This window comes from Bradyrhizobium sp. FW305-F6 (genome assembly GCF_058782905.1).
Genome location: NZ_JBYSYD010000001.1, coordinates 2,084,434 through 2,110,858, shown reverse-complemented (window position 1 = coordinate 2,110,858; position 26,425 = coordinate 2,084,434). Strand labels below are relative to the sequence as shown.

26 protein-coding genes are annotated in these 26,425 nt (G+C 64.6%); 16 read left to right on the top strand and 10 right to left on the bottom strand.

Annotation, left to right across the window (positions count from 1 at the left end; all coding sequences use genetic code 11):
- Positions 1-53 precede the first annotated feature (53 nt).
- The 6 genes from AC3WLX_RS10175 to AC3WLX_RS10150 all read right to left on the bottom strand — a co-directional run bounded on the left by AC3WLX_RS10175 (position 54) and on the right by AC3WLX_RS10150 (position 7,146).
- Positions 54-1,169 carry a L,D-transpeptidase family protein gene (locus AC3WLX_RS10175; protein ID WP_492335727.1) on the bottom strand — a complete coding sequence of 372 codons (1,116 nt, stop codon included), beginning with the start codon at positions 1,167-1,169 and terminating at the stop codon, positions 54-56.
- 26 nt (positions 1,170-1,195) lie between these two features.
- Positions 1,196-1,873, bottom strand: a complete 678-nt coding sequence (locus AC3WLX_RS10170) for a nitroreductase (protein ID WP_492335726.1) — start codon at positions 1,871-1,873, stop codon at positions 1,196-1,198.
- Positions 1,874-2,149: 276 nt separating this feature from the next.
- Entirely contained in the window at positions 2,150-2,965 is an 816-nt protein-coding gene (locus AC3WLX_RS10165) for an IclR family transcriptional regulator (RefSeq protein WP_492335725.1), read from the bottom strand.
- Positions 2,966-3,078: 113 nt separating this feature from the next.
- The gene (locus AC3WLX_RS10160) at positions 3,079-4,173 is read right to left on the bottom strand and encodes an extracellular solute-binding protein (protein WP_291621943.1); all 1,095 of its coding nucleotides are present in this window, start codon (positions 4,171-4,173) and stop codon (positions 3,079-3,081) included.
- A 31-nt stretch (positions 4,174-4,204) separates the two neighbouring features.
- On the bottom strand, positions 4,205-5,995 hold the full coding sequence (locus tag AC3WLX_RS10155) for an ABC transporter permease subunit (protein ID WP_492335724.1): 1,791 nt from the start codon (positions 5,993-5,995) through the stop codon (positions 4,205-4,207).
- Positions 5,992-7,146, bottom strand: coding sequence for an ABC transporter ATP-binding protein (locus AC3WLX_RS10150; protein ID WP_291621939.1), 1,155 nt, complete (start codon positions 7,144-7,146; stop codon positions 5,992-5,994). Before AC3WLX_RS10150 ends, AC3WLX_RS10155 begins: the two co-directional genes overlap by 4 nt.
- A 270-nt stretch (positions 7,147-7,416) precedes the next feature.
- Here AC3WLX_RS10150 and AC3WLX_RS10145 point away from each other — a divergent pair, with 270 nt between their 5' ends.
- The 8 genes from AC3WLX_RS10145 to AC3WLX_RS10110 are packed head-to-tail and all read left to right on the top strand — an operon-like array spanning position 7,417 to position 15,146.
- A complete protein-coding gene (locus AC3WLX_RS10145) occupies positions 7,417-8,202 on the top strand; it encodes a CoA transferase subunit A (RefSeq protein ID WP_291621937.1) in 786 nt (261 codons plus the stop codon).
- A complete protein-coding gene (locus AC3WLX_RS10140) occupies positions 8,202-8,960 on the top strand; it encodes a CoA transferase (protein ID WP_291621935.1) in 759 nt (252 codons plus the stop codon). The genes AC3WLX_RS10145 and AC3WLX_RS10140 overlap by 1 nt, the downstream gene beginning before the upstream one ends.
- Positions 8,957-11,269: a molybdopterin-dependent oxidoreductase gene (locus tag AC3WLX_RS10135; RefSeq protein ID WP_492335723.1), complete on the top strand. Its 2,313-nt coding sequence runs from the start codon at positions 8,957-8,959 to the stop codon at positions 11,267-11,269. The genes AC3WLX_RS10140 and AC3WLX_RS10135 overlap by 4 nt, the downstream gene beginning before the upstream one ends.
- A gap of 14 nt (positions 11,270-11,283) precedes the next feature.
- Positions 11,284-11,853 carry a peroxidase-related enzyme gene (locus AC3WLX_RS10130; protein WP_492335722.1) on the top strand — a complete coding sequence of 190 codons (570 nt, stop codon included), beginning with the start codon at positions 11,284-11,286 and terminating at the stop codon, positions 11,851-11,853.
- Between the two features lie 21 nt (positions 11,854-11,874).
- Positions 11,875-12,639 (top strand): hypothetical protein, encoded by a 765-nt coding sequence (locus AC3WLX_RS10125; RefSeq protein ID WP_492335721.1) that lies wholly within the window; start codon positions 11,875-11,877, stop codon positions 12,637-12,639.
- Between the two features lie 19 nt (positions 12,640-12,658).
- Positions 12,659-13,351 (top strand): L-fuculose-phosphate aldolase, encoded by a 693-nt coding sequence (locus AC3WLX_RS10120; RefSeq protein ID WP_492335720.1) that lies wholly within the window; start codon positions 12,659-12,661, stop codon positions 13,349-13,351.
- A 32-nt stretch (positions 13,352-13,383) separates the two neighbouring features.
- The gene (locus AC3WLX_RS10115) at positions 13,384-14,346 is read left to right on the top strand and encodes a carbohydrate kinase family protein (RefSeq protein ID WP_492335719.1); all 963 of its coding nucleotides are present in this window, start codon (positions 13,384-13,386) and stop codon (positions 14,344-14,346) included.
- A gap of 53 nt (positions 14,347-14,399) precedes the next feature.
- Positions 14,400-15,146 (top strand): SDR family NAD(P)-dependent oxidoreductase, encoded by a 747-nt coding sequence (locus AC3WLX_RS10110; protein ID WP_492335718.1) that lies wholly within the window; start codon positions 14,400-14,402, stop codon positions 15,144-15,146.
- A 95-nt stretch (positions 15,147-15,241) separates the two neighbouring features.
- Here AC3WLX_RS10110 and AC3WLX_RS10105 read toward each other — a convergent pair whose 3' ends face one another.
- Entirely contained in the window at positions 15,242-16,213 is a 972-nt protein-coding gene (locus AC3WLX_RS10105; RefSeq protein WP_492335717.1) for a sodium-dependent bicarbonate transport family permease, read from the bottom strand.
- 99 nt (positions 16,214-16,312) lie between these two features.
- On the opposite strand from AC3WLX_RS10105, the gene AC3WLX_RS10100 reads away from it, so the two are divergent.
- Entirely contained in the window at positions 16,313-17,170 is an 858-nt protein-coding gene (locus tag AC3WLX_RS10100) for a LysR substrate-binding domain-containing protein (protein ID WP_492335716.1), read from the top strand.
- 210 nt (positions 17,171-17,380) lie between these two features.
- Positions 17,381-17,845, top strand: a complete 465-nt coding sequence (locus AC3WLX_RS10095) for a fasciclin domain-containing protein (protein ID WP_366864282.1) — start codon at positions 17,381-17,383, stop codon at positions 17,843-17,845.
- Between the two features lie 89 nt (positions 17,846-17,934).
- Here the strand turns inward: AC3WLX_RS10095 and AC3WLX_RS10090 are convergent, their stop codons facing one another.
- Together AC3WLX_RS10090 and AC3WLX_RS10085 are read right to left on the bottom strand one after the other, a co-directional pair.
- Positions 17,935-18,261, bottom strand: coding sequence for a hypothetical protein (locus tag AC3WLX_RS10090; protein ID WP_291621916.1), 327 nt, complete (start codon positions 18,259-18,261; stop codon positions 17,935-17,937).
- Positions 18,262-18,450: 189 nt separating this feature from the next.
- Entirely contained in the window at positions 18,451-18,675 is a 225-nt protein-coding gene (locus AC3WLX_RS10085) for a hypothetical protein (protein ID WP_291621915.1), read from the bottom strand.
- A 258-nt stretch (positions 18,676-18,933) separates the two neighbouring features.
- Here AC3WLX_RS10085 and AC3WLX_RS10080 point away from each other — a divergent pair, with 258 nt between their 5' ends.
- The 4 genes from AC3WLX_RS10080 (at position 18,934) to AC3WLX_RS10065 (ending at position 23,159) form a co-directional block, all read left to right on the top strand.
- On the top strand, positions 18,934-19,893 hold the full coding sequence (locus AC3WLX_RS10080) for an N-carbamoyl-D-amino-acid hydrolase (protein WP_291621913.1): 960 nt from the start codon (positions 18,934-18,936) through the stop codon (positions 19,891-19,893).
- 1,016 nt (positions 19,894-20,909) lie between these two features.
- Positions 20,910-21,530, top strand: a complete 621-nt coding sequence (locus AC3WLX_RS10075; RefSeq protein ID WP_492335715.1) for a TetR/AcrR family transcriptional regulator — start codon at positions 20,910-20,912, stop codon at positions 21,528-21,530.
- An 81-nt stretch (positions 21,531-21,611) separates the two neighbouring features.
- Entirely contained in the window at positions 21,612-22,805 is a 1,194-nt protein-coding gene (locus tag AC3WLX_RS10070) for an MFS transporter (protein ID WP_492335714.1), read from the top strand.
- Between the two features lie 159 nt (positions 22,806-22,964).
- A complete protein-coding gene (locus AC3WLX_RS10065) occupies positions 22,965-23,159 on the top strand; it encodes a hypothetical protein (protein ID WP_291623253.1) in 195 nt (64 codons plus the stop codon).
- Positions 23,160-23,395: 236 nt separating this feature from the next.
- Here the strand turns inward: AC3WLX_RS10065 and AC3WLX_RS10060 are convergent, their stop codons facing one another.
- Positions 23,396-24,373 (bottom strand): LysR family transcriptional regulator, encoded by a 978-nt coding sequence (locus AC3WLX_RS10060; RefSeq protein ID WP_492335713.1) that lies wholly within the window; start codon positions 24,371-24,373, stop codon positions 23,396-23,398.
- Between the two features lie 119 nt (positions 24,374-24,492).
- On the opposite strand from AC3WLX_RS10060, the gene AC3WLX_RS10055 reads away from it, so the two are divergent.
- Both AC3WLX_RS10055 and AC3WLX_RS10050 read left to right on the top strand, forming a co-directional pair.
- A complete protein-coding gene (locus AC3WLX_RS10055) occupies positions 24,493-25,530 on the top strand; it encodes a class 1 fructose-bisphosphatase (RefSeq protein ID WP_492335712.1) in 1,038 nt (345 codons plus the stop codon).
- A 13-nt stretch (positions 25,531-25,543) separates the two neighbouring features.
- A complete protein-coding gene (locus tag AC3WLX_RS10050; RefSeq protein ID WP_291623247.1) occupies positions 25,544-26,419 on the top strand; it encodes a phosphoribulokinase in 876 nt (291 codons plus the stop codon).
- The last annotated feature ends 6 nt before the right edge of the window (positions 26,420-26,425 follow it).

The following is a 26,425-nucleotide window of genomic DNA, read 5'->3' as shown; positions in this document are numbered from 1 at the left end:
ATGCGATGCCGGGCGTGATCTGCCGGTGCTCAATCGCTGAGCAAAACAGATGTTCAGCACTGGCGCGATGGGAAACCGGCACTGGCGGTATCACACACCAACGACTTGGAGGACAAGGCACCGAACCATTTGCTCGGCAACGAACCATCATTGTCGACCCACGGGATCGGCGGCAATTGCGGCAGGTAGGATGCATACGGCATGACTTTCGCAAACGTCACCCTGCCCGGGAAGCGCGCGAGAAAAGCGTTGTTCATTCCGCCGTCATATCCGCTGTAAATCGGGGCAACCGGCACGTTGTCTTCGAGCAATTGCGCATACGCGCGCTCGTCGGCGCGCTGTTTCTCCAGCGCCCGCCGCGCGATGTCCGGGTTGACGACAAAGGGAGGGCATTTCTCGACCGGATTGAACACGAGAGGGTGCGGCGAATTCGGGGAAGGTTGCGCATCGAACACATAGCGGCGGTGACACACATCCACCTTGGGTTCGAGTTGTGTCGTCTCGAAATGATCGTTGCCGACCTTGAGCATTTTCCAGAAGGGCAGGTTGGGATTATTTCGATGGCGCGCCAGGTTCGCCGGTGTCAGGCGGAACGGGTAGGCTTGGACCTGGAACGATGTCCGGCCACCGCGGAACGTGTCACGCGCCAGCGCATAGATTTCGCTGATCTGTTCGTCCGTCATGGCGTAGCAACCGCTCGACCAGCAGTCGCCGTGGATCATGAGGAAGCTGCCGTTCCGCTTGTTTGCCCTGTCAAAGCTATTGGGGTAGCCGAGGTTGATCGAGAGATAGAAGTTGGAGTTGGGATTCATCAACTCGGGTGTGATCGTGTAAAATCCTTCCGGAGCCTGTCGGTCGCCCTCATACAATTTCGGCCCGAGATCGCCCGACCATCGGCAGATCGGATAGGTCTTGAGGAATTGGAAGCGGCCGACAGTGTCCTGCTTCCAGACTTCGAGCTCCGCCTCCTCCTTGAAGAGACGCACGAGGATAGGGGAATATTTCGGCATTTTCTTCTGTTCGAGCAGCGCAAGCAACTCGGCCGGCAATTCCTGCGTGGCCTTGGCGGGCAACGGCTTGCTGCTCTCGCCAAAGCATGGGGCAGGTGTCAAGGCGGCGGCGAAAGCCGCCGCCAGAACAATCGCGTGTCGGACCATGGCGCGTATCACTGCTGCATCTCCAGCCCGCCGCGCCGCTATTCCTCGAATCCGACGAACACCGTGGCCTCCTCGACCGACTTCCGCTCGGACACCACCGCATTCGCCGGAAAGGTCTCATCGGGCCAGCCCAGCGCGATGCTTTTCATGATGACCTGATCGTCGGCGATCCCTGCATGCTCGCGCACCACGGGGCTTTGCATGATGCCTTGGCTGTTGATCACGGCGCCTAGCCCGCGAGACCAGGCGGCATTGACCAGGGCAGTGGCCACCGCGCCGCAATCGAAAGGTGTATCGTCGCTGCCGTCGAGCACACGATCATAGGTGATGATCACGCAGACCGGCGCGTCGAATTGGCGGAAGCCGCGCAGGACCCAGTCCTGGCGCCGGTCCTTGTCGTCGCGCGCGATGCCCATCGCGGAGAACAACTGTTTGGCGACGCCGACCTGCCGGTCACGGTGCTTGCCTGCAAAGGGCTGACCGGTGCGGAACTCGCGCGACTGCGGGATACCCGCCACCATCCGTTCGGTGTTGCCGGCGCGGATCCGGTCCAGCGGAGCGCCGGATACGACGTAGAAATTCCAGGGCTGGGTGTTCATCGACGACGGAGCGCGCATCGCAAGACCAATGATTTCCGCGATCAGCGCTTTGGGTACCGGATCAGGCTTGTAGCCGCGGATGCTCCGGCGGCCGAGGATGACGTCATCAAACTGCATCGGTGTGGAATCCCCCGTGATAGGTTCTGAAACAGCCTCGTGGTGTCTGCAACTTCCCGCAAGGGACGGCTACGGTCCAGCCACACGCACCGATATCACGGGCAGGCAGGGTTCAGCGAATTCCGGGACATGAAAATCTACCGCTGATTTGCCCAGTGCCGAGTTCGAGCGCAAGCCGTCGATTTGCCGCGGCCGGCGGCAGCAATGACGTCCATCGCTTCAAGTCCGGCGGCGAGCGATGGCAGGTCGGGACAGGTGGCGTCTTGAGCGGCAAAATCAGGGAACGCGGCGCGATTGATGTGGAGGCGGAGGATCGGCTCTCAGGGCGGGGTATGCCGCCAGTCGATTGGAATAACCGAGGGCCGCGCCGATGGTTCGGGCTGCCTCCATCACGTGAACCGAGTATTCTTTGATCTGCTTGCGCTTGATGCGGCTGTCGGGACCGGACATGCCAATCGCTCCCACCAGCTCCCCGGAACGGCCGAGGATCGCGCAGGCGCAGGCCGCGATGCCCTCGCGCCACTCGCCATGCAGCACGGAGGAGTAGCCCTGCGCGCGTGCAAGTTCGATGTCCTCCCGTAGCTCCTTGATCGTCGTCCGCGTTGCGTCGGTGTAACGCCTAAAATGTGGCCGGAATCTCTCCAAATAGTCATCAGGCATATGTGCGAGCATCGCCTTCCCCGTCGCCATGGTGAAAGCGGGTGCGCGCATGCCTACGCTCGTATGGGCGCGGATATGGTGGGCGCTTTCGATCTTGTCGACGTAGACGACGTCGGTGTCTTCGAGCACTGACAAGTGAATGGTCTCGCCGGTGATCTCGGCAAGCTTCGTCATTGCCGGTCGCGCGACGTTGATGAGATCCATCCGGTGGATGACATGGCTGCCGAGCGCCCAGATCTTGGTGGTGAGCTCGTAGGTGCTGTGCGGGGGGATCTGGCGCACATAGCCTTGAGACTGCAAAGTCATCAGGAGCCGATGCACGTTGCTCTTGGTGAGCTTCAGCTCGCTCGCGAGGTCCGTGACCCCGCGGGGCTGCTCGCTCAGAGCAAGTGCTTCCAGGAGACGCAGTCCCTTGATAAAAGCCTTATCCATCCACCAGCCAAAATAGAATGATCTTTCACTCGATCTAGCATGGACGCGCCAACGGCAATAGCCCGGGCGTGGAATCGGCCCCGGTCCTTCCGGATCGGGGCCGATCGGCCTGCTTACTGGGCGAGCAAGGCGTTGAGCTTCTCCTGCCCGTACTCCTCGTTGGTGGATTTCCCGGCCGGTGAAGCAGCGCCCCAATAATCCGGGCTCCATTCGATCGCTTTCGAGACGTTGTCCGGGTTGTTGGCCCAGTAGCGGGCGAGCTTCTTGTCGGTCGCGGCCTCGAACACGACCTTGGAGGGTAGGGCGACCGGGAAGGTCGAGGTGAGCTGCGCCGCGCGCTTGGGCTCGAGCCGCCAGGACAGCAGTTTCAGCGCGTTGTCGTAGTTCGGCGCTCCCTTCGGGATCGAGAAGAAGTCGTAGTAGATGAAACCCTGGTTGAAGGTCAGTTCGATCGGAGCGCCCTCCAAAGCGAGCTTGCTCATTGAGCCGGTGTAGGCCATGCACATGTCGGCCTCGCCGTCGAGGAGAAGCTGCGGCGGCTGTGCCGATGTCGTCCACCATTTGGCAATGTGCGGCTTGATCTCCTTGACCTTCTTCAGCGCCCGCTCCATGTCGATCGGGTAGAGTTTGCTCTTCTCGACGCCGTCGGCCATCAGCGCCGCTTCGAACACGAAACGCGGCCAGGCGGGCATGCAGCGCCGGCCGGGAAACTTCTTCACGTCCCAGAAGTCAGCCCAGGTGGTCGGTACGTTCTCGCCCTTGTACTTGTCCTTGTTGTAGACGAGGCCGACGCCGATCACCTGCAGCGCCACGCCCTTCTTGCGCTTCAGGTTGTCCGGCATCGCTGCCAGCGTTTGCTTTGCCCCGTCGGACAGCTTGGAATAGTCGATGTCGGCCAGGCAGCAGTCACCGAGCAGCTTCGTCTCCTGGTCGAAGATGAACGTCAGGTCCCATTGCGCCTTGCCGGCCTCGGCCTGAGCTTTGATGCGCGGGCCGCTACGGGCCTCCTGGACGGTGACCACCTTGATGCCGGTCTCCTTCTCGAACGGGTCGTACATGACCTTGCGCAATGCATCGCCATACCCGCCGCCCGGATCCTGCATGATCACGACGTTGCTCTGCGCTTGAGCCAGACCCGTTCCCATCGCGACGAGCAGGGCTGAGGCCAATACGGAAGCCGACAGTCGCCAGTGTTTCATTCCCAGCATTTTTCTTTCCTCCAGTTGAAATTGATCTGCGTCACGTCGCCTTCCGTGACGTGGCGAGCACGGGTCGGGCAAGGACGAGCCCTACGAGCACCAGAAGCACCTCCAGCGTCGAGACCACGGCCAGCACCGGATTGAGCCGGTAGTTGACGTCACCCCACAACATGAGCGGGAGCGTCTTCAGCTCCGCGCTCGACAGGAACAGCGTCAGCACCAGTTCGTCGAACGAGTGCAGGAAGGCGAAGAATGTCGCGGCAGCCAGGCCCGGCATGATGGCCGGCAACGTCACCAGGCGAAACACCGTCAGGGACGATGCGCCATGGACGGCCGCGGCCTGTTCGAGCCGGGCGTCGACGCCCTGAAGCGATGCGCACAGGATCACCACGACGAGAGGAAGGCCGCCGATCGCATGCGCCGCGGCGAGGCCGAAGATGGAGCCGACCATATCGAAGCGCAGGAACAAGCTGTAGAGCGACAGGCCGAGCACGACCGGAGGGACGATGATCGGACTTACGAGAAGCAGCATGATGGTAGACTTGCCGCGGATGCTGCTCCTGACGATGCCGAGAGCGGCCGACGCGCCCAGCACGATCGCGATTCCCGCCGACATCGCCGCGACGACCAGGGATGTCCAGAACGCCCGCATCCAGTTCGAATCGGAGAAGAACTGCTCGTACCAGCGCAGCGAGAAGCCCGGCGGCGGGAAAGTCAGATAGCTCGCGCTGCTGAAGGAAATGATCATCACCACGATGATCGGCAGGATGAGAATGGCAATGACCAGACCGCCCATGAGACGAACGGTCCAGGTCCCGAAACTCGCCGGCAGCCGCCCGAACAGCCTCAGAAGCGGCCAGCCGATCACGTCGGCAGCGGAGGTGCCGATACTGCGGCGGCCGGCATCGGCGGCGCGGCGGTCGGTCGTCGTTGGTGTGGCCTCGGTGAGCTTGCGGCCGCCCCAGATGAATTCGAAGCCGAGGAAACGTCCGGCCACCGCGACCACCGCCAGTGTGATCGTCAGCAGCACCACGCCCAAGGCTTGCAGAAATCCTTCCGACGTGACCGAGTCTGCCTGCTGCGTGATATGCATGGCGAACATCTGGTCGCCGGGTCCTCCGAGCAGCGTGGGCGTTATGAAGAAGCCGATCGCGGCGACGAAGACCAGCAGGAAGCCGGCGCCCATGCCGGGCAGGGTCAGCGGCAGCAACACGCGCCAGAACGCGGCAATGGGCCCGGCGCCGCTGGCGAGCGCCGCGCGGGTCAGGCTTTGATCGAGGCGCGCCACGCTGGAATAGATCGTCAGCACCATCAGCGGCAGTAGCACCGCGGTCATGCCGAGAAGCACCGTGCCGCGATTGAAGAGAAGTTGTGCGGGCTCGCTTAATATTCCGATCGAAACCAGCAGCTTGTTGATCGGCCCGTTGCGACCGAGCAGGACCATCCAGGCGTAGGTCCGGATCAGGATGGCGATGAAATAGGGCAGCACGATCGCGGTTGCGATAAGGGCCTGCGTAATGCCGCGGCTGCGGTGAATGAGCAGCGCCGTCGGATATCCGAACAGCAGGCAGAGGACCGCGACCATGACCGAGATCTGCATCGTGCGGACGAGCGAATCCCAATAGAGCGGTATGGCGAACACCCGCTCGAAGTAGGACGACCACGACGGCCCGCTCACGCTGATCCGGATGAGATCGATCAAGGGCAGGAGGTAGATGAACGCCAGGAAGGCGAGCGCGGGCAGGAGCAGCAGCGCGGGATCCTTCAATCTCCTGACGAGGTCGAGATCCGCCGGACGATCCGCCTGGGCGCCGATCGATGCCGAGGTCATGCAAGCACCCAGCAGTCGGCGGCGCCCCAGCTCACGTGCAGACGATCGCCGACGGTCGGCAGCGGCCGGTCGGCCATGTCGGTGCACCTGATCAGGAGCGGCTCCCCGCCTTCCATCTGCGCCTCGATCCGCAGGATCTCGCCGAGGAAGATCGCAGAGGTAACGTTGACAGGCGTGGAATTCGCGGTGGGCTCATTCGATACGGCGATGCGTTCCGGACGCACAAGCACGGTTGCGCGCCCGACGTCGATCGTGTCCCGGCTTTCCGCGCTGAACACGTATCCTGCACGGCTCTTCATCGTGAGTGTCGAGCCGCGCTTTTGCAGAATCTCTGCCTCGATCAGGTTGCTCTCGCCGACGAACGAGGCGACGAAGCGGTCGCTCGGATGCCGATAGATGTCCACCGGGCGGCCGATCTGAACGATCTTGCCGGCGTTGAGCACCGCGATGCGGTCGCTCATGGTCAGGGCTTCGCCCTGGTCATGGGTGACGAACAGGATTGTGCTGCCGATGGTTCGGTGAAGATCGCGGATCTCGATCTGGATCTGCTCGCGCAGCCGCCGGTCCAGGGCGCTGAGGGGTTCGTCCATCAGCACGACCTTGGGCCTTCTGACGATCGCGCGAGCGATGGCGACGCGCTGCTGCTGCCCGCCGGACATTTGCGAAGGAGACTTCGCGGCATGCTCCGTCAGCCGCATGATCTCCAGCGTTTCGGCGACACGACGCTCCGCGGTCGCCCGGTCGACGCCCGCCATGCGAAGCGGAAACGCGACGTTCTGGCTGACCGTCATGTTGGGAAACAGCGCGTAGCTCTGGAACACCATGCCGAAGCCACGCTTGTGCGTGGGCACGTTGTGGACAGGCTTGCCGTCGACGAGGATTTCGCCGCTGTCGAGGCTCTGGAAGCCGGCCACGAGGTTGAGCAACGTCGTCTTTCCGCTGCCGGAAGGGCCAAGCAGCGTGATGAACTCGCCGGGCTCGATGTCGATGCTGATGCGGTCGACCGCGTGGAAGCTGCCGTATCTCTTCACCGCGTCGCGGACGGCGATGCTCGATCCGATGGCGTCGCGTTCCCGGAGGCGGCCGGTCGGCGGCGTCCGAGCGTTCGCATCGCCGGAGCGCATTGCGCGCAGAGCCGCGGGCTCACCCATTCTCTCCTCCCAAATTGTTCTATATTGTAGAACGCTATTCCAATTATTGTTGGCCCAGCGGGCCCTCTTGTCAAGTCGAGACACCCGATCGCGGTGCAATGGCGCGCCGCTGTGATCCCCGCGGAGGCTCGATCCCCTGCAAACAAAGGCTCCATCCGTGAAGCCAGATTGACAGGGTCGTCCCGATCCGCCTAACATAAATGTGGAATAGCGTTCTATAATATAGAACATATCGCAGGGAGGATGATGGTGTTGAGCGAGCCTCGCGCAATGGCGAAGCACATCGAGCCGGGCATGCGCGTGGCGCTGCCGGTCGACTACGCCGGCGTCTCCATGGCCATGACGCGGCCCATCATCGAGCATGGCGCGGGCGATCTCGATCTCGTCTGCGTGCCCACCGGCGGATTGCAGGTCGACCAGCTCATCGGCGCAGGTCTGGTCCGGACGGTGGAAACCAGCGCCGTCTCGCTGGGCGAAGCGGGTGGAGCGCCCCGCTTCAACGCCGCCGTCAAGGAAGGCGCGGTTCGATTGAAGGATGCGACGTGCCCTGCCATCCATGCCGGCCTGGTTGCGGCGCAGAAGGGCAGCCCTTTCATGCCGCTCCGGGGGTTGATCGGAACGGATCTGCTCCGCCATCGTGACGATTGGCGCGTGATCGACAATCCGCTGGCGGACGGCGGCGATCCGATCGTGCTGATTCCCGCCATCAAGCCGGACGTCACGATCTTCCATGTGCCGATGGCTGATCGCTTCGGCAATGTCTGGATCGGACGGCGTCGCGAGCTTGCCGCCATGGCCTACGCCTCGCACACCGTTTTCGTCACGGTGGAGCGCATCGTCGAGGAAAACCTGCTTGCTGACGAGATGAGTGCTGCCGGCGTGCTGCCGGCGCTCTACGTCACGGCCGTCGCGCGCGCTCCAAAGGGCGCATGGCCCTACGGTCTGTGGGGCGAGTATCCGGCCGACAGCGCAGAGATCGCACGTTATGCGAAGGCCGCGCGAACGGCGGACGGCTTCTCCGCCTATATGGCGCAGGCGCAGATGGAGCCCGCGTGATGGCCGATGTCCTCCCCCGCGAAGTGCTGATCTGCACGATCGCGCGGCTGCTCGACGGTGTCAGGCACGTGGCCGTAGGCGCCTCATCTCCGATTCCCGCCGCCGGCGCGATGCTGCTGCGGGCCATGAAGGAGGCGGACGGCACCGTCGGTCCACGCATTTCCATCCTCGGTTCTGTCGAGCATAATTTCTTCACCAACGGTTCGGCCGAGCTGTTCGATTGTGCAGGTCAAGGCCGGATCGACGCGTTCTTCCTCGGTGGCGGCCAGATCGACGGCCTCGGCAACGTGAACCTCGTCGGCACCGGCGATTATCCGCGCTCCAGCGTGCGCTGGCCCGGCTCGTTCGGGTCGGCCTATCTCTACTTCGTCGTGCCGCGGGTCATCCTGTTCCGCGAGGAGCATACGCCGCGCGTCTTCGTCGAGAAGGTGGACTTCATCAGTGCCCCTGGCGTCAGTCCCGAGGGAGTGTTTCGCAGCGGCGGCCCCGTTGCTCTCCTGACCGGCAAGGGTCTCTTTCGCTTCGACAAGACGCGGCCGGGATTCGAACTCGAGAGCGTTCACCCCGGGCACGATCTCGCCGAGATCAAGCAGGCGACCGGCTTTCAGTTTGCGCATGACGCCGAGCCGCGGCAGACCCAGCTCCCAGACCGACCGACGCTGGACCTGCTCCGCGGCCGCGTGTTCGACGAACTCGCCGAGACCTATCCGGAATTCGCCGCGCAGATGCGTCGCGAGCTTGGAGCGGTCGACGCATGAGCAGGATCAAGCGGGTCCCGCATTGCAGCCATTGGGGTGCCTACACGATCCTCGTCGAGGATAATCGCATCGTCGGCGTCGAGCCGTTCGAGCACGACCCGGCGCCGTCCCCGATCATCCATTCCATCGCCGAATGGGCCAATCCCGAGCGGCGCGTGCTGCGGCCGATGGTTCGCTCGGGCTGGCTCGACAAGCGCGAGAAGAGCGATCGCCGCGGACGTGGCCGCGAGAAATTCGTGCCGGTCAGCTGGGACGAGGCGACGACGCTGGTCGCGGACGAAGTGCGCCGCGTGGCCGGCACGTTCGGCAGTGCGTCGATCTTCGCGGGCTCCTATGGCTGGACCAATTCCGGCCGCCTGCATCATGCCTCGTCGCTGCTGAAACGCATGCTCAATCTGGTTGGCGGCTTCACCAGGCACGTCGACACCTATTCCATCGCTGCGGGTCCCGTGATCCTGCGGCATTCGCTCGGCAACGACGATGCATGCGGCGGCCGCGCCAATACGCTCGACACCATCGCGCAGCACACCGAGACGCTGGTGGTGTTCGGCGCTCTGTCGCCGCGAACCGCGCAGAACGAAGCCGGAGGCATCGGCAGCCATCGGCTCGAGACCTATCTCAGGCAGATCGTCGAACGCGGGGTCAAGATCATCCACGTCTCGCCGCTGAAGGATGATCTGCCCGACTGGGTCGATGCCGAATGGTGGCCGATCCGGCCGAACACGGACACGGCGCTGATGCTCGGCCTTGCCGGCGAGATCGTGAAGGCGGGGCGGCACGATGCCGATTTCCTCGCGCGCTGCACCAGCGGCGCGGATCGCCTGCTCGGCTATCTCGAAGGCAAGATTGATGGCGTGCGCAAGGACGCCGCATGGGCCGCGAACATCTGCGGCCTCGATGCGGACAGGATCGCGACGCTCTCTGGCCGCCTGGTCGGCACGCGGAGCATGCTGACGGTGAGCTGGAGCCTGCAGCGCGCCCATCACGGCGAACAGCCGTTCTGGGCGGCGCTCGGACTTGCATCGGTGGTCGGCCAGATCGGATTGCCGGGCGGCGGCGTCGGCTACGGCTACGCGTCCCTCGGCGGCGTCGGGGCTCCGATCAACCTCGGCAAGTCTCCCGCCATTTCGCAGCTGACGAGGCCGATCGACAGCTTCATTCCGGTGGCGCGGATCAGCGACATGCTGCTCAATCCCGGCGGGTCGTTCAGCTATGAAGGCGAGGTCCGCACCTATCCGGATACGCGGCTGGTCTATTGGGCGGGCGGCAATCCCTACCACCATCATCAGGACCTCAACCGGCTGTCGGAAGCCTGGACGAGGCCCGAGACGATCATCGTGCAGGACCCGATGTTTACCGCGACGGCCCAGCGCGCCGACATCGTGCTGCCGGCCACGACGTCGATCGAGCGCAACGATCTTGCCGGCAACAGGCGCTCCGACTTCATCCTGGCGATGAAGCAGGCCATCGAGCCGCTGGGCGAATCCCGCTCCGACTTCGCGATCTTCGACGCGATCGCAGCCAAGCTCGGGGTGGCCGATCGGTTCAACGAGGGCCGGGACGAGATGGGCTGGGTCCGCCATCTCTACGAAGCCTGCCGCAGCGATGCCTCGCAGCGCTTCGACTTTGAGATGCCGGATTTCGACGCCTTCTGGGAAGCCGGCTATGCCCGCTGCCCGGTCGAGTCAGACCATACCTACTTGGCCGACTTTCGAAGCAAGCCGGAGGCGCACGCGCTCAAGACCGAGAGCGGGAAGATCGTGCTCGGCAGCGAGACCCTGGCCAGGCTGGACTATGCCGACTGCCGCTCGCATCCCGCCTGGATCGAGCCGGCTGAATGGCTCGGCAACGCCGCCGACGCCGGCCAGATGCACCTCATCTCGCACCAGCCGGAGGGCCGTCTTCACAGTCAGCTCGAAACCGGCGCATCGAGCCGGGCCATGAAGCGCAATGGCCGCGAACAGGCTCGTCTTCATCCTGGTGACGCGGCTGTTCTCGGCATCGAAGATGGCCAGACCATCCGCATCTGGAATAGCCGTGGCGAGTGCCTTGCGACGGCGGAGATCACCGACAGGGTCCGTCAAGGTGTGCTCGTGCTTCCGACCGGTGCCTGGTTTACACCGACCGGCAACAGCGGCCTCGAGGTCGCGGGCAATCCGAACGTGCTCACGCTCGATATCGGCACCTCTCAATTCGGCCAGGGCTGCTCGGCCCATACCTGCCTCGTGCGAGTCGAGCCGCACGCCGCCGATCGGCGCGATGCGTTCGAGGCCTATCAGGAAACGCTCGTCGCGCTCGCGGCAGTCTAACAGGAGCTTGGAACATGTCTGCGCCCGCCATCAGCCGCTTTCCCGTCCCCGACATCGCAACCCTGCCGCAGGACATCCGCTCGCGGATCGAGGCGGTTCAGGAGAAATCCGGCTTCGTCCCCAACGTCTTCCTGACACTGGCGCATCGTCCTGACGAGTTCCGGGCGTTCTTCGCCTATCACGATGCTCTGATGGACAAGCCCGGGCCGATCACCAAGGCCGAGCGCGAGATGATCGTGGTCGCGACCAGCAGCGCCAATCAATGCCAGTATTGCGTCGTCGCGCACGGCGCCATCCTGCGCGTGCGCGCGAAGAATCCGCTGATCGCGGACCAGGTCGCCGTCAATTACCGCAAGGCCGATATCACTCCCCGGCAGAGGGCGATGCTCGATTTCGCGATGAAGGTCTCGGCACGCGCCTATGAGGTGGAAGATTCCGACATCGTCGATCTCAAGGGGCATGGATTCACCGAGGAAGACGTCTGGGACATTGCGGCCATCGCAGCCTTCTTCGGCATGTCGAACCGCCTTGCCAACGTCACCAGCATGCGTCCGAACGACGAGTTCTTCGCGATGGGACGCTGAGCGCTGCGCACGAGAACTGCCATGGCATCGTTGGTCATCGACAGACGCTTTCGAGGCCCGCCCAACTCCGGCAACGGAGGTTATGTATGCGGATGTCTCGCAAAGCACATCGTCGGCGACGCCGAAGTGACGTTGCGCGCCCCGCCGCCGCTGGAGCGGCCGCTCGACGTGCTGACGAGCAGCGACGGCGGGATTGAGTTACACGAAAGCGACAGGCTGCTCGCGACCGCGCGTGCAACAAGCGTCGATGTGACGGACGTTCCCAGGGTCAGCTACGCGGCGGCCGAAGAGGCGGTCGGCAGAACGCCCTACGACGAACAGACCCACGACCTTCCGGGATGCTTCGTCTGCGGTCCCGCACGTGGTCATGGCGACGGTCTCCGGATCTTCGCAGGTCCGCTGCAGGCGGGGGCCGTCCCGGGCAAGCCCGTCGTGTTCGCGGCGTCCTGGGTGCCCCATGGCGATCTGTCCGGCGAGGAGGGTCGTGTCGCGCCCGAATTCGTCTGGGCCGCCCTCGATTGCCCGACCGGCTATTGCAGCGTGGCCGCCCGTCACCTCGGACTGAATGGTGACGAGACGGCCCTGCTCGGACGCATGGCCGCGCGGATCGATCGCTTGCCGCGTCCCGGAGATCGATGCGTGGTGGTGGCGTGGCCGACCGGGCGGGAAGGTCGCAAGCTCTTTGCCGAAAGCGCGTTGCTCGATGCCGAGCAGGAGGTGCTGGCGACCGCGCGAGCCACCTGGCTGTTGGTCGACCGCCAGGTCCAGCTCGGAGCAGGTGCATGAACGAGGGTGGGAGCAGGGTATGACCGGCCGCGAAGCAGAGCTCGAACTCCGTCAATCCGTCATCGACGCGTGCCGCGAGATGGCGGCACAAGGCATCAACCAGGGCACGTCCGGAAACATCAGCGTTCGGACCGATGACGGCATCCTGCTGACGCCGTCCGGTCTTCCCTACGACCGCATGAAGCCCGAAGACATCGTGGCGATGAAGTGGGATGGCTCGTGGACCGCGTCGGCCGGCAATGTTCCGTCGACGGAATGGCGCTTTCACCTCGACATCCTGAAGTCGAAGCCGGAGGTTGGCGCCGTGGTTCACGCCCATCCGATCTTCTGCACGATCATTGCGATCATGAATCGCCCGATCCCCGCGATTCACTACATGATCGCGGCGGCCGGCGGAAACGACATTCCCTGTGCGCCCTACGCTCAATACGGCACGGCGGAGCTGTCGCAGGCAGCCCTGAACGCGCTCCGCTATCGCCGCGCCTGCCTGCTCGCACATCACGGGTTGATCGCCGTCGGCCCCAATTTGCGCAAGGCCATGTGGCTCGCGGTGGAGGTCGAGGTGCTCGCCAAGCAGTACCACGGCTGTCTTCAGCTTGGTTCTCCTCCGCTGCTGCCGGACGAGGAAATCGACAGCATTTTGAAGCGATGGGGGCAATACGGCCTGCGCGATAGCGAGGGCGCGCCCAAGATCCCCCAGCGTTCGAGCTAGATCACGATCAAACCACCATCCTGCGAGAACCCATGGCTCACTCTCACGACGTCAGCGTCTGCGGCACTTATATTCTGGATATTCTGGGAGTCCCGGTGACGGAGATTCCGCCCGGTGGCGGCCGCTTGCTGATCGAAGAGATACGGCTCGCGGTCGCGGGCACCGCCGGCGGAACGGTCGTCCCTTGCGCGCGCCTCGGTCTGAAGGCGCTCGCGGTGGGCGCCGTCGGCTCCGACGAGAAGGCCGACTGGATGTTGAACGCGCTGCAGCGTGAAGGCATCGACATCTCTCTTATGGAGCGGATGGCCGACAGTCCGACCTCGGCCACGATCCTGCCGATCAGGCCCGACGGCTCGCGTCCGGTCATGCACGCAAGGGGCGCGTCCGCCCGCTGGCGCATCGCGCCCGAAACGCAGACCGCCGCCTGCCGAAGCAGAATTCTCCATCTCGGCGGGGTCGGCTCCTTGCTTGCGATGGATGGAGCGCCGTCCGTCGCATTGCTGCGCGAGGCGAAGGCGGCCGGCTGTACCACGACGCTCGATCTCATCCAGGCGCGGCGTGAAACGCTGGCGCTGGTCGAGCCGCTGCTGCCCTATGTCGACTTCTTCATGCCGAGCATCGATGAGACCAATGCGATGGTCGGAACCGACGATCCTGCCGCGTGCGCGCGGTTCTTCATCGAGAGGGGCGCGGGGGCCTGCGCCATCTCACTTGGCGCCGATGGCTCGTTCGTGATGACGCGTGACGGACGCCAGTTCACCGTGCCGGCGTTCGAGGTCGCGGTCCGCGACACCTCGGGATGTGGCGATTCCTACACAGGCGGCTTCATCGCCGGTCTGGTTCGCGACTGGGACCTGCTCGACTGCGCCAGGCTTGCGACCGCGACGGCTGCGATCGTCGCGACGGGGCTGGGTTCGGGCGCCAATCTCGTCTCGTTCGAGGAGACCGTGAAGGCCATGAACACCTTGCCCCTCCGCAAGCCTGCTCGCGCCTGATCCATTCACAATCGTCAACAAGCATTCATCCGAACAACAGGGGAGAACGCAACATGGCCCGACATGCGATCGTCACGGGAGCAAGCCGCGGAATTGGTCGCGCGATAGCCCTCGGCCTCGCCAAGCGCGGCTACGATCTCGCGCTGACCGACATCGCTGCGCAGGAGAAGGTCCTTCTCGAGACCGTTGGGGAGGTCAAGGAACTCGGCCGCCGCTGCATCGCGGTCCTCGGCGACGTCAGCGCGGTCGGCGATTGCAGGCGGGCCGTGGCCGAGGCCGTCCAGGGTCTCGGTCACGTCGACGTCCTCGTCAACAATGCGGGAATCCTCAGGCTGGCGACCATCGACGAACTGACGACCGACACCTGGGATCAGACCTTCGCCGTCAACACGCGCGGTGTCTTCCAGATGACCCAGGCCGTGGTGGCGCATATGAAGGAACGCAAATACGGACGGATCGTCAACATCGCTTCGCTGGCGGCCCGAACGGGCGGTCCGGGACAGTCCCACTACGCTGCATCGAAGTCGGCCGTGGTCGGCTTCACGCGCGTCTCGTCCATGGAGTTCGGAGGCCACGGCATCACCGTCAATGCCGTATGCCCAGGCATCATCGTCACGGAGATGGGGATGAACAATCTTCGTGATCCCGAGCGCGTCGCCTATTTCGAGAAGGTCACCGACTTGCACCGGCTTGGACAGCCGGAGGATGTCGTCGGTCCCGTCGCGTTCTTTGCGTCGGACGATTCTGCGTTCGTGACCGGTCAGGCCCTCAATGTGGACGGAGGCATTTTCTACAGCTAGCGACAAGCCGGTCGCCGGAAGAGCTCGCCGTTGGCGGGAGGCCTTCACCTTCGCAGAGCGGATTTCGGCATCCGCCATACATCCGCATGCCGTCCTCAATCTGCGATCATCCGGGCGGCGGCGATGTAGAGCGGGATGCCCAGAATCAGGTTGAAGGGAAAGGTCAGTCCGAGCGAGAGCGTGAGAGCGATCGCCGGATTTGCCGCGGGCAACGCAAGCCGCATCGCAGCCGGCACGGCGATGTAGGAAGCGGATGCCCCTAACGTCATCAGGATAGCGGTGCTGCCAGCCGACAGGCCGATGAGCCAAGCGGAGAGTGCCGCGAACGCTGCGCCGATCAGCGGCATCACCAAGGCGAAGCCTGCGACGGCAGGAGACAGCGATCTCCACCCGTCCCGGAGGCCGCGCCCGGCGATCAAACCCATATCGAGCAGGAACACGCACAGGAAGCCGGGGAATGCATCGAGCAGAAAGGGCTTGAGCGAGGTCATGCCGCGCTCGCCGGTGAGATAGCCCACGGCAAATGCACCGAGCAACGCCACGATCGAGCCGTTGAGTGCGATCTCGCGCAGGAATCCTCCGGATAGTTCTCTCGCGGTTCTTGCTTGCCCGCTGCGCGCGATGAGGAGCGCCGAGAAGATCGCAGGCGTCTCCATCGCGGCTGCAACTGCGATCATGTAGCCGTCAAACGGTAGCGCCAGCTGGGTGAGCACCCCGGTGACGGCAACGAACGTCACGGCCGATATCGATCCGTAGTGAGCGGCCACCGCGGCGGCGTTGATGTGGTCGAGGCCCGCTCCGTAGCGCAGCAAGGCGTAGGCGATGAACGGCAAGCCGGCCGACAACACGACCCCCGCCACCAGGGCCAGTGCAAGCGTCGGCGTCAGGCCCTGGTGGGCAACCTCGGCGCCGCCCCGGAAGCCGATCGAGATCAGGAGATAGAGCGAGAGGAAGCGCGCAATGGCCTCCGGCACGGAGAGGTCCGAGCGGCCGAGGGATGCGCCGAGGCCGATGCCGAAGAACAGCACCGGGGGCGAGACGAGGTTCTGGACGGCGAGCGCGAGCAAAGGACCTCCATTTGCCTGGGACGAAATGCACGGGCTGCATAGCTTTTCGGTGGTGTTTGCTGAAATTAATTGTATCAAGTGTCATCATTAAAAATGGCAATGATGATGCCCCGGCCGCGCCTGAACCTCGACATCGACTTGATCAGATCCTTCGTGACGATTGTCTCGCTCGGAAACTTCACGCGCGCCGCACTGGCGCTCGGTTTGCAGCAGTCGACCATATCCCTGCAGATCCGCCGCCTCGAGCAATTGGTCGGCGGCAAGCTGCTCGAGCGGTCGCCGCAAGCAGTGACGTTGACCCCGGAAGGCGACACGTTCTTCGACTATGCGCGGCGCATGCTGGATCTGAACGACGAAATGGTTGCGCGCATCCAGGAGCCCGCGATGCGGGGCCTCGTTCGCCTGGGTGCGCCCGAGGATTTCGCAACGCGCCATCTTCCCGACGTGCTTGCCCGGTTTGCCCATGCCTATCCCCAGGTCGATCTCGAAGTGACCTGCGATCTGACGATGAATCTCGTCGAGCGCTTCCGCAAAGGCGCCTTCGATCTGGCGTTGATCAAGCGCGAGCGGTCGATCGAGATTCCCGGCACCCGTGTCTGGCGCGAACCGTTGGTCTGGGTCACGGGCGGCGTCGATCTCAGGCAAGGCGTGCTGCCGCTGGCCGTCTCGCCCAAGCCCTGCGTCTATCGCAAGCGCGCTACCGAGGCGCTCGACCGTGCCAAGCGATCGTGGCGGGTCGCGTACACCTGCGGGTCGTTGGCAGGAACGCTCGCAGCGGTGCGCGCCCGGCTTGGCGTGACGGTACTCCCGAAGGACATGGTACCCCCCGATCTCCACGTCGTGGACGGAAAGCCGATGCCCGACCTCAAGGACACGGAGATTGCGATCCTCGAGCGCGACCGTCTTCCGTTGCCGGCGCAGCGGCTCAAGGACTTCGTCATCAAGGCCCTGAGCTGAATTCATCGTCGGGGAAATCGACCCATCCGGTGGATTTTCGAACGGGACGGTGATCCGGCCTTCACGGCGCTTCGTTTCGTATGGGTTGATCGAAACTGATCGGGCGATGGGTGCGCCATCTCGGGCGCATCCACCGCGTTGGCATGCATTGAATCACATCTGGAGAACCTGATGACGCCCGCAATTCGTTCGCTCGTGGCCGGCGCGGCCATGCTCGCCGGCCTGGTCGGCCCTTCCGTCGCGCGCGCTGCCGACATCGTGGATACCGCGGTTTCCGCCGGCTCGTTCAAGACGCTGGTGACGGCTGTGAAAGCCGCCGGTCTCGTGAAGACACTCAAGAGCAAGGGCCCGTTTACGGTGTTCGCGCCAAACGATGCCGCCTTCGCCAAGCTGCCGCCCGGAACGGTCGAATCGCTGTTGAAGAACAAGGCCAAGCTCGCGGCCGTGCTGAAGTACCACGTCATTCCGGGCCGCGTGAAGGCGGCCGACGTCGCCGGCAAGTCGCTGAACGTCGCAACCGTTCAAGGTCAGCCCGTCAGCGTCGACGGCCGTTTCGGTGTCCGCGTCAATGACGCGCACGTCATCCAGCCCGACATCGAGGCGTCCAACGGTGTGATTCACGTCATCGATACGGTGCTGCTGCCGCCGGCACGTGCAAAGAAGATGCATCACTGAGACTGTCCACGGCCGCATACTCGGCCGCTGCGGCGGTCGGGTATGCTGCTAGGGGCGGAGGAAAGATTGCGCTCCTTGATCGCGGAGCGTCATCGCCGCGCCACCACCACCCCGACCAGGAACGCCACTATCAGCGCCGGCAGCGGGGCCTCGCGCACCATGCCGCGCACGATGTCCGGCCAGTGCTGCCCCGGGACCAGTTTCGGCGATCGCACCTTCGGCGTCGGTTCGATGCCCCAGTTCGAGGCGAGCTCGGCGATCTCGCTTTGCGCGAGACGCACGCCGTCGCGGACGCGGAAGATCGCGGCCTCGTATCGTTCGGGCGGCGCGAGCAGCATCAAGGTCTCGACGGCGGTGCGCAACGTCATCTCGCCGTAGCCCTGCAGCCTCACCGATTCCTCGGGATCGGATGTCATGCGAAATCCCTCACAACGCGAACGGGCGCGATGGCGATGGCTGCCGGCGCGCACGGGACCAGCGTGGATACGGCGCCGCGTGCGGCATCGGCGCGCGTGGGGTGCCTGGTCATGATCTTGCTCCATGCTGAGCATGGAAATGGCGGCGAGGGACGTTGGTTCCCCGGCAAAGCTGAATGGTCTCGCCGACTACTTCCGCAACAACTCGCTCAGGGCCGCGGTAGCCTCGGCACAGCGGATGTCGTCGATTTCTCGCGACAGGCTGAGCGCACCCGATTTCAGCTCTTCCAGCTTGCTGCTGTCCGGGTGCCGGCTCTCGAGCTCCCCAAGGCGCTTGTTCAGATCGTCCAGTTTCGACTGAAGCTGCCCGACGCTGGCCGCTCCATTCACTTTCCATACGCGTTGTGCACGCATCCTGGTGGTTCCCCTGCTAGTCTCACGGCCTTGTGAGAGTGGTTCGTGGCCGGAATGGGAGTTTGTTTTGTCCAGCTTCAGACCGTGGGGAACCGTTGCAGTTTGGCAACGAAAGTTCCGAAAGGCGGCGCGACTGACGCAGGATTATACCGGCGGCACGGAATTTGATTGGGCCGTCCGCGACGAAGGGCGGAGCGGCCTATGCGTCCGTTGGACTGCTCGGTAGGCTCGACGCATTGGGGTGATGAGGGAGAACACGTGGCGAGATTCGTGACTGTTGCGGCCGGTCAGCTCGGTCCTGTTGCAAGGCGCGAGACGAGGGCGGAGGTGGTGACGCGGCTGAAGGCGCTGATGCGCCAGGCGCACGCGAACGGCTGCGACTTGATCGTCTATCCCGAGCTCGCGTTGACCACGTTCTTTCCACGCTGGTACTTCGAGGATCAGGCCGAGATCGACGGCTTTTTCGAGCGCGAGATGCCGGGCCCCGACACGCAGGCGTTGTTCGATCTCGGCCGCGAGCTCGGGATCGGCTTCTGCCTCGGCTATGCCGAGCTCGTGGTCGAGGCGGGCATCGTCAGGCGCTACAACACGTCCATTCTCGTCGACAAGGGCGGCGCGATCGTCCTGAAATATCGCAAGGTCCATCTGCCGGGTCATGCCGAGCACGAACCGTGGCGCGAGTTTCAGCATCTGGAGAAGCGGTACTTCGAGCCGGGCAATGGCTTCGGCGTCGTCGATGCCTTCGGCGGCGTGATGGGGATGGCGATCTGCAACGACCGGCGCTGGAGCGAGACCTATCGGGTGATGGGCCTGCAGGGCGTCGAGATGGTGATGATCGGCTACAACACGCCGGTGCACAATCCGCCCGCGCCGGAGCATGACGATCTCTCGCTGTTCCACAACCACCTGGTGATGCAGTCCGGTGCGTACCAGAACGGGACCTTCGTGGTCGGCGTTGCCAAGGCCGGCATCGAGGAGGGCGTCGATCACATCGGCGGCAGCTGCATCGTCGCGCCCTCGGGCGAGATCGTCGCGCGATGCACGACCAAGGGCGACGAGATCGCGTTCGCCCGCTGCGATCTCGATCTCTGCAATTCCTACAAGCGCACCACCTTCAATTTCGACGTCCACCGCCAGCCGCAGGCTTATGGGATGATCGTCGAGCGCAAGGGCATGACGACGATGGCGGATGGAACGCCGGCGCCGCGCAAGGGGTGACACTCTCCCCCTGTCATTCCGGGGCGATGCGCAGCATCGAACCCGGAATCCATCAAGCCGCACGACAGGCGGTTAAATGGATTCCGGGCTCGCCGCTTTGCGGCGCCGCGGAATGACACCGGGAAGCTCGGTGTTTCGCGCCGGTGTCAACCCGTCGTCGCGAAAATATTCTGCTTTGCCGAAATTCGGAAATGGCGTATGTGTCGCTCATCCCGGCTCATCCTCGATGGGGCGATCGTGAGGTCGTCATGTTCGCGAGCCGGGCTTGCGGTGGACGCGGCAGCGTCGGGCGCGATGGTAGCGGGTAGGGAGGGTAGTCCCCGGTGAGCTCGCGGCCGCGCGCGGACGAACGGCGCTGCTAGGTTCGTCTCGTCTGTAAGTTTCCGGCTTCGTCGACGAGGTTGGGAATACTGCGGGCGAAATGGCGAGCCGTGCGTACGGCAAAACCGTGTGGTCCTGGCCGTCGTTGCTACGGTCAAGCTCTTGCGGAGGCGGCAATCGCGTCAACCGGCGCGGCGGCCGGTGAATTCCGTGAGGGCGAGGGAGGCCAGAGGGAAAGTTCGGCTCCCAGGAGAGCGCGGCATAAGCCGTCCGACCATCGCGCAGGGAAGGCCGAGTGATCGGCACCACCTGTATGCTGCTGTGCGGTTCTTCTGCGTGTGCCTATTGCGCAGCAGACCGCGGGTGCGTTGTCAGCACCCGGCCTTCCCTGCGCCCTCTTGGTTTTGGAGGGGCGAAGGATGAAGCAAAGCTCGGGCGAATTGCGCCGCGAGGCTGCGAAGGCGTATCTGCGAGCTGGACTGCGTGCCCAATCTCGATCTCGTAGGGTGGGCAAAGCGCAGCGTGCCCACGCTGCTGTACCCGTATCGCAAAGTTGGTGGGCACGGCGCGACGCGCCTTTGCCCACCCTACGGACACGGGCGACAGCCGCAGCGTCAGCCCCAGCGAATCCTCTTCCCGACCCATTCACAACCACGTGTCTTTATTCGGGAACGATCATTTCCTAATATGCCGCAATGCAAAAAGCCGCCCGCCGCTCCCGGCCTCTCGCCCGTCGTCCCGGCCGCCCCCGGGAGTTCGACATGGACACCGCGCTCGACCGCGCCGTTCGCGTGTTTCGCGAGCGCGGCTATCATGCCACCTCGATCGGCGATCTCACGACGGCGATGCGGCTCGCCACGGGAAGCGTATACAAGGCGTTTCGCGACAAGCATGCGGTGTTTCTCGCCGCCTTCGAGCGCTACACGGCGCTGCGCCAGCAGCAGACCCGCAGCGCGGCGACGCGAGGCGCAAACGGCCGCGAGCAGATCCGCAACGTGCTGCTGTCCTATGTCGAGCACTCCGAGGGTGTCGAGGGACGGCGCGGCTGCCTCGTGGTCGGCAGCGCGGTCGAGTTGTCCGCGCGTGACGCGATGGTCGCGGCCCGCGTCAGGGCGCAGCTTGCGACCAACGAGAGCTTCATCGCAGGCCTCATCCGCGCGGGGCAGGCCGACGGCTCGATCCCCCGCCATGTCGCAGCCGACGACACCGCCCGGCTGATGCTGTGCATCACGCAAGGGATGCGGGTCGTCGGCAAGGCGCGTCTGCCGCTCGACGGGGAGCGCCTCGTCGGCGCCGCGATGAAGCTGCTCGCCTGAATTCTTTGTCAGAATAGGGAATGGGCATTCCCGATACCCTACCTGATGGCCATACGTGCGCCTGACCTGGAGACCATGCGAATGACGATGAACGCCACGATCGAGACAGCGCCCGGGCCGGATGCGGTGTCGCAGCGCCTGACCGTCGTGCTCGCCGCGGCCTGTGGCATGATCGCCGCCAACATCTACTATGCCCAGCCGCTGATCGCCCCGATCAGCGCCGCGCTCGGCCTGTCGCATGCCGCGGCGGGGCTGATCGTCACCATGACGCAGATCGGCTACGGCACCGGGCTGCTGCTGATCGTGCCGCTCGGCGATCTCGTCGAGAACCGCGCCTTGATCTGCTCGGTGATCACGCTCGGCGCAGCGGCGCTGCTTGCCGCCGCGTTCGCCACCCATGCGCTGCCGTTCCTGCTCGCCGCGCTGTTCATCGGCCTCGGCTCGGTCGCCGTGCAGATTATCATTCCCTATGCGGCGCATCTGGCGCCCGAAGCCATCCGCGGCCGCGTCGTCGGCAATGTCTCGACCGGCCTGATGCTCGGCATCATGCTGGCACGTCCGGTGTCGAGCTTCGTCACCGCGGCCCTGTCGTGGCACGCGGTGTTCTTCTGCTCCGCAGCGCTGATGATCGTGCTCGCCGCCGGGCTCTGGATGACGCTGCCGAAGCGCAGACCGGTGACCCGGATGCACTACGGTGAATTGCTGCTGTCGATGCCGGATCTGGTGCGGACGACACCGCTGCTGCGGTGTCGCGCGCTCTACCAGGCGAGCCTGTTCGGCGCCTTCACCCTGTTCTGGACGGTGGCCCCGCTCCAGCTCGCCGCCGAATTCGGCTTCACCCAGCGCGGCATTGCGCTGTTCGCGCTGGCCGGCGTCGCCGGCGTGTTCGCCGCACCGATCGCCGGACGCCTCGCCGACCACGGCCATAGCCGCATCGCGACGCTGGTCGCGATGCTGCTCGCGGCCGGCGGCTTCCTCGTGACCTATGTCGGCGCGCCCGGCTCGATGCTGAATCTCGCCTGCCTGGTAGCGGCCGCGGTCGCCATCGACGTCGGTGTCCAGGGCAACGTCGTGCTGGGCTTCCGCGCCATCTTCGCGCTCGGGCACGAGCACCGCAGCCGCCTCAACGGCCTCTACATGGCGACGTTCTTTGCAGCCGGCGCGGCCGGCTCCGCGGTCGGAGCCTTCGCCTTCGCGCAAGGCGGCTGGGTGCTGGCATCGGCCATTGGCCTTGCGCTGCCCCTGATGGGGCTGCTCTATGCGGCCACCGAATAGCCATGCCCTGCTTGCCAGCCTCCGCAGTAAATCCCACAGCGCGCGTTGCGCCCGCGCAACAGTCCGGCAACCATCCGCGAACATGCCGCGCGCCGCTAACTTTTCGAAAAAGATTTGGCCGCAGTTTCTCCCGCGGGAATGACGAGGGAGTTTTCGGAGATGAACGGTTACGCCATCCTGGAGAACGTGCGCCGCTATCGCGGCATCGCATCGCTCTATCGCCAGACCGCAGCGTTCCGCCCGGGCCAGAGCTGGTCGCTGCTGGAGCAGGCGAGCGAGTGGGAAGCGCGGGCGTTGTCGGAATTGGAAGCCTATTTCGCGACACGCACGGACCACGCCGCGCTCGCGGCCTGATCGCCGGCGATCGGCGCGGCCGTGAGCCGGCCCGCCGCAGCCGTCACCGGCCACGGGGCAAGTACGGAGTTGTCTCCGTCCTCTTCTGTGCTAGCAACGAGCCGATCTCCTTTGCGTCGGCCGGGGCACGCGATGACCACCTTCAACCGCATCTTCACGACCGAGCGCCTGCTCCAGATCATTCTGGTGCTGGCGGCCACCGCCGCCATGAAGCTGATGAGCTGAGTGCCGGCGGCCTATTGCCCGCCGAGATCGGGCACATCGGGCAGATAGTTCGACCCTTCCGAGCCCAGAAAATCGAACATCGCCTGCGCCGGCGGCAGCAGCACCTTGTCGCTGCGGCGGATCACGTACCATTGCCGCACGATCGGCAAGCCCGCGACGTCGAGCACGACGAGCCGGCCCTCGGCGAGCTCATGCGCCACGGTGTGAGCCGAGATGAAGGCGATGCCGAGCCCGGCGATCACGGCCTGCTTGATGGTCTCGTTGCTGCTCATCTCCATGCCGATGATCGGCTCGAGATCGGACTTCTGGAACAGGCCCTCCATCAGCGTCCGCGTGCCCGAACCGGGCTCGCGGGTGAGGAAGGTCTCGTGCACGAGATCGGTCAGGCTGAGGCCGGAATCCTTCTCCAGCCAGTGCCCCTTGCGGGCGACGATGACGTGCGGATTGCGCCCGAGCTGGCGGACGTCGACGGTGACGTCGGCCGGTGGCCGACCCATCACCGCGAAATCGAGGTCGTAGCCGTGCATCGCCTCGCGGATCTTCTCGCGGTTGCCGATGGTCAGCTTGATCTCGATCCTGGGGTAGCGCTTGGAGAATGCCGCAATCGCATGCGGCACGAAATATTTGGCGGTCGAGACCGCGCCGAGATGGACCGTGCCGCCGGTCCGCCCCGCGAGCAGATCGAGCGCGCCCTGGCAGTCCGTGATGGCGGCCTCGACCCGCTCCGCGAGCGCCAGCACCTCCTTGCCCGCTTCCGTCAGCAGCATGCCGTCGCCGGTCCGCTGCACCAGCGGCAGGCCGGCGAGATCCTGGAGCTGCCGGAGCTGCTGCGTCACGGCCGGCTGGGTCAGACCGAGATGGTTGGAGGCCGCGGTCACGCTGCCCTTGGCCGAGAGCGCCGCAAGCGAGCGCAGCTGCCGGATCGTGAGATGCCGGAGCTGAGCCGCTGCATGGCCAGGACCATTATAAGAAAATTCTTTGAGGCTCATTATGAATAGAAATTTTCCTTATTAAATTGCCCCTGTCAATCTCCTGAAGCCGGGACTGACCGCATCGACCCCCAGTGGGGAGGGAATGAGTGCGGCACCGGCAAAGGGGATGGACGCCGATGACCGGGCAACTCAGGCTGGACGATCACCTTCAACGGTATCGCGAAACCGCACCGCACGCGCTGGCCGTGGCGGCCGCGGTCGATGCCGTCGCTGCGGCGGCGATCGAGATCGCCGACCTCATTGCCGGCGGCGACCTCTCGGACGCATCGGGCCTGACGACGGGGCGCAACAGCGACGGCGACGTCCAGCGCGACCTCGACGTGCAGGCGGACGCGATCCTGCGCAGCTGCCTCGGCAAGCTCCCGATCGCGGCGCTGGCGTCGGAAGAGATGCGCGAGGCCCAGATCGTCGATCGTCAGGGCCGCATCTGCATCGCGATCGATCCGCTCGACGGCTCCTCCAACATCGACATCAACATGACCGTCGGCACGATCTTCTCGATCCTGCCGGCGCCGGACGATCTCTCGCTTGCCTTTCACCAGCGCGGCTCGGCACAGCTCGCGGCGGGCTTCGTCACCTACGGCCCGCAGACCTCGCTCGTGCTGACGCTGGGCGAGGGCGTCGACATCTTCACGCTCGACCGCAAGTCCGGCTGCTTCCGCCTCGCGCGCAGCGGCGTGCAGATCGCCGAGTTTAGCGAGGAGTTCGCGATCAACGCCTCGAACAGCCGGCACTGGGATCCGCCGGTGCGCGCCTTCGTCGACGAATGCCTCGCAGGTGTCGGAGGGCCCGCGAACCACGATTTCAATATGCGCTGGGTCGGCTCGCTGGTCGCCGAGGCCTACCGCATCCTGACCCGCGGCGGCGTGTTCCTCTATCCCTCCGATGCGCGTCCCGGCTATGGCGACGGCCGCCTGCGCCTGACCTACGAGGCGCATCCGATGGCGATGATCATCGAACAGGCCGGCGGCTCCGCCACGACGGGACGCGGACGAATCCTCGACCTCTCCGCGCAAAGCCTGCACCAGCGCGTGCCGCTGATCATGGGCTCGAGCAACGAGGTGCGGCGGGTCGAGGAGCTGCACTGCGATCCGCTGCTGGTCGCCAACGTCTCGGCGCCGCTGTTCGCGCGGCGCGGATTCTTCCGGCTCTGAGCGGGGTGACGCCATGTCCAGGAAACACCCGATCATCTCCATCACCGGCTCGTCCGGCGCCGGCACCACCTCGGTCAAGAAGACCTTCGAGCAGATTTTTTTCCGCGAGAAGGTCAACGCCGTCTACATCGAGGGCGACGCCTTTCATCGCTACGACCGCGCCGAGATGCGGGCGCAGATGGCGAAGGAGGCCGAGCGCGGCAACAAGCACTTCAGCCATTTCAGCCCCGAGACCAATTTGTTCGAGGAGCTGGAGCGTGCCTTCCGCGACTACGGCGAGACCGGCACGGCGGTGACGCGGCATTACGTGCACGACGCCGAGGAGTCCGCGCTGCACGGCGCGGCGCCTGGTACCTTCACCGATTGGAAGAAGCTGCCGGAGAACTCCGACCTGCTGTTCTACGAAGGGCTGCACGGCGCCGTGGTCACCGACAAGGTCAATGTCGCGCGCTATGCCGATCTCAAGATCGGGGTCGTTCCCGTCATCAATCTCGAATGGATCCAGAAGCTGCACCGTGACCGAAGCGCGCGCGGCTATTCGACCGAGGCCGTCACCGACACCATCCTGCGGCGAATGCCCGACTACATCCACTATATCTGCCCGCAATTCAGCGAGACCGACATCAACTTCCAACGCGTGCCGACGGTGGACACTTCCAATCCGTTCGTGGCGCGCTGGATACCGACGCCGGACGAATCGATGGTCGTGATCCGCTTCAAGAATCCGCGCGGCATCGACTTCCCCTATCTGCTCTCGATGCTGCCGCAAAGCTGGATGTCGCGCGCCAACTCGATCGTCTGCCCCGGCGCCAAGCTCGACCTCGCGATGCAGCTGATCCTGACACCGCTGATCATGCAGTTGATCGAGCGCAAGCGCAGCCTGAAGTGAAGGAGG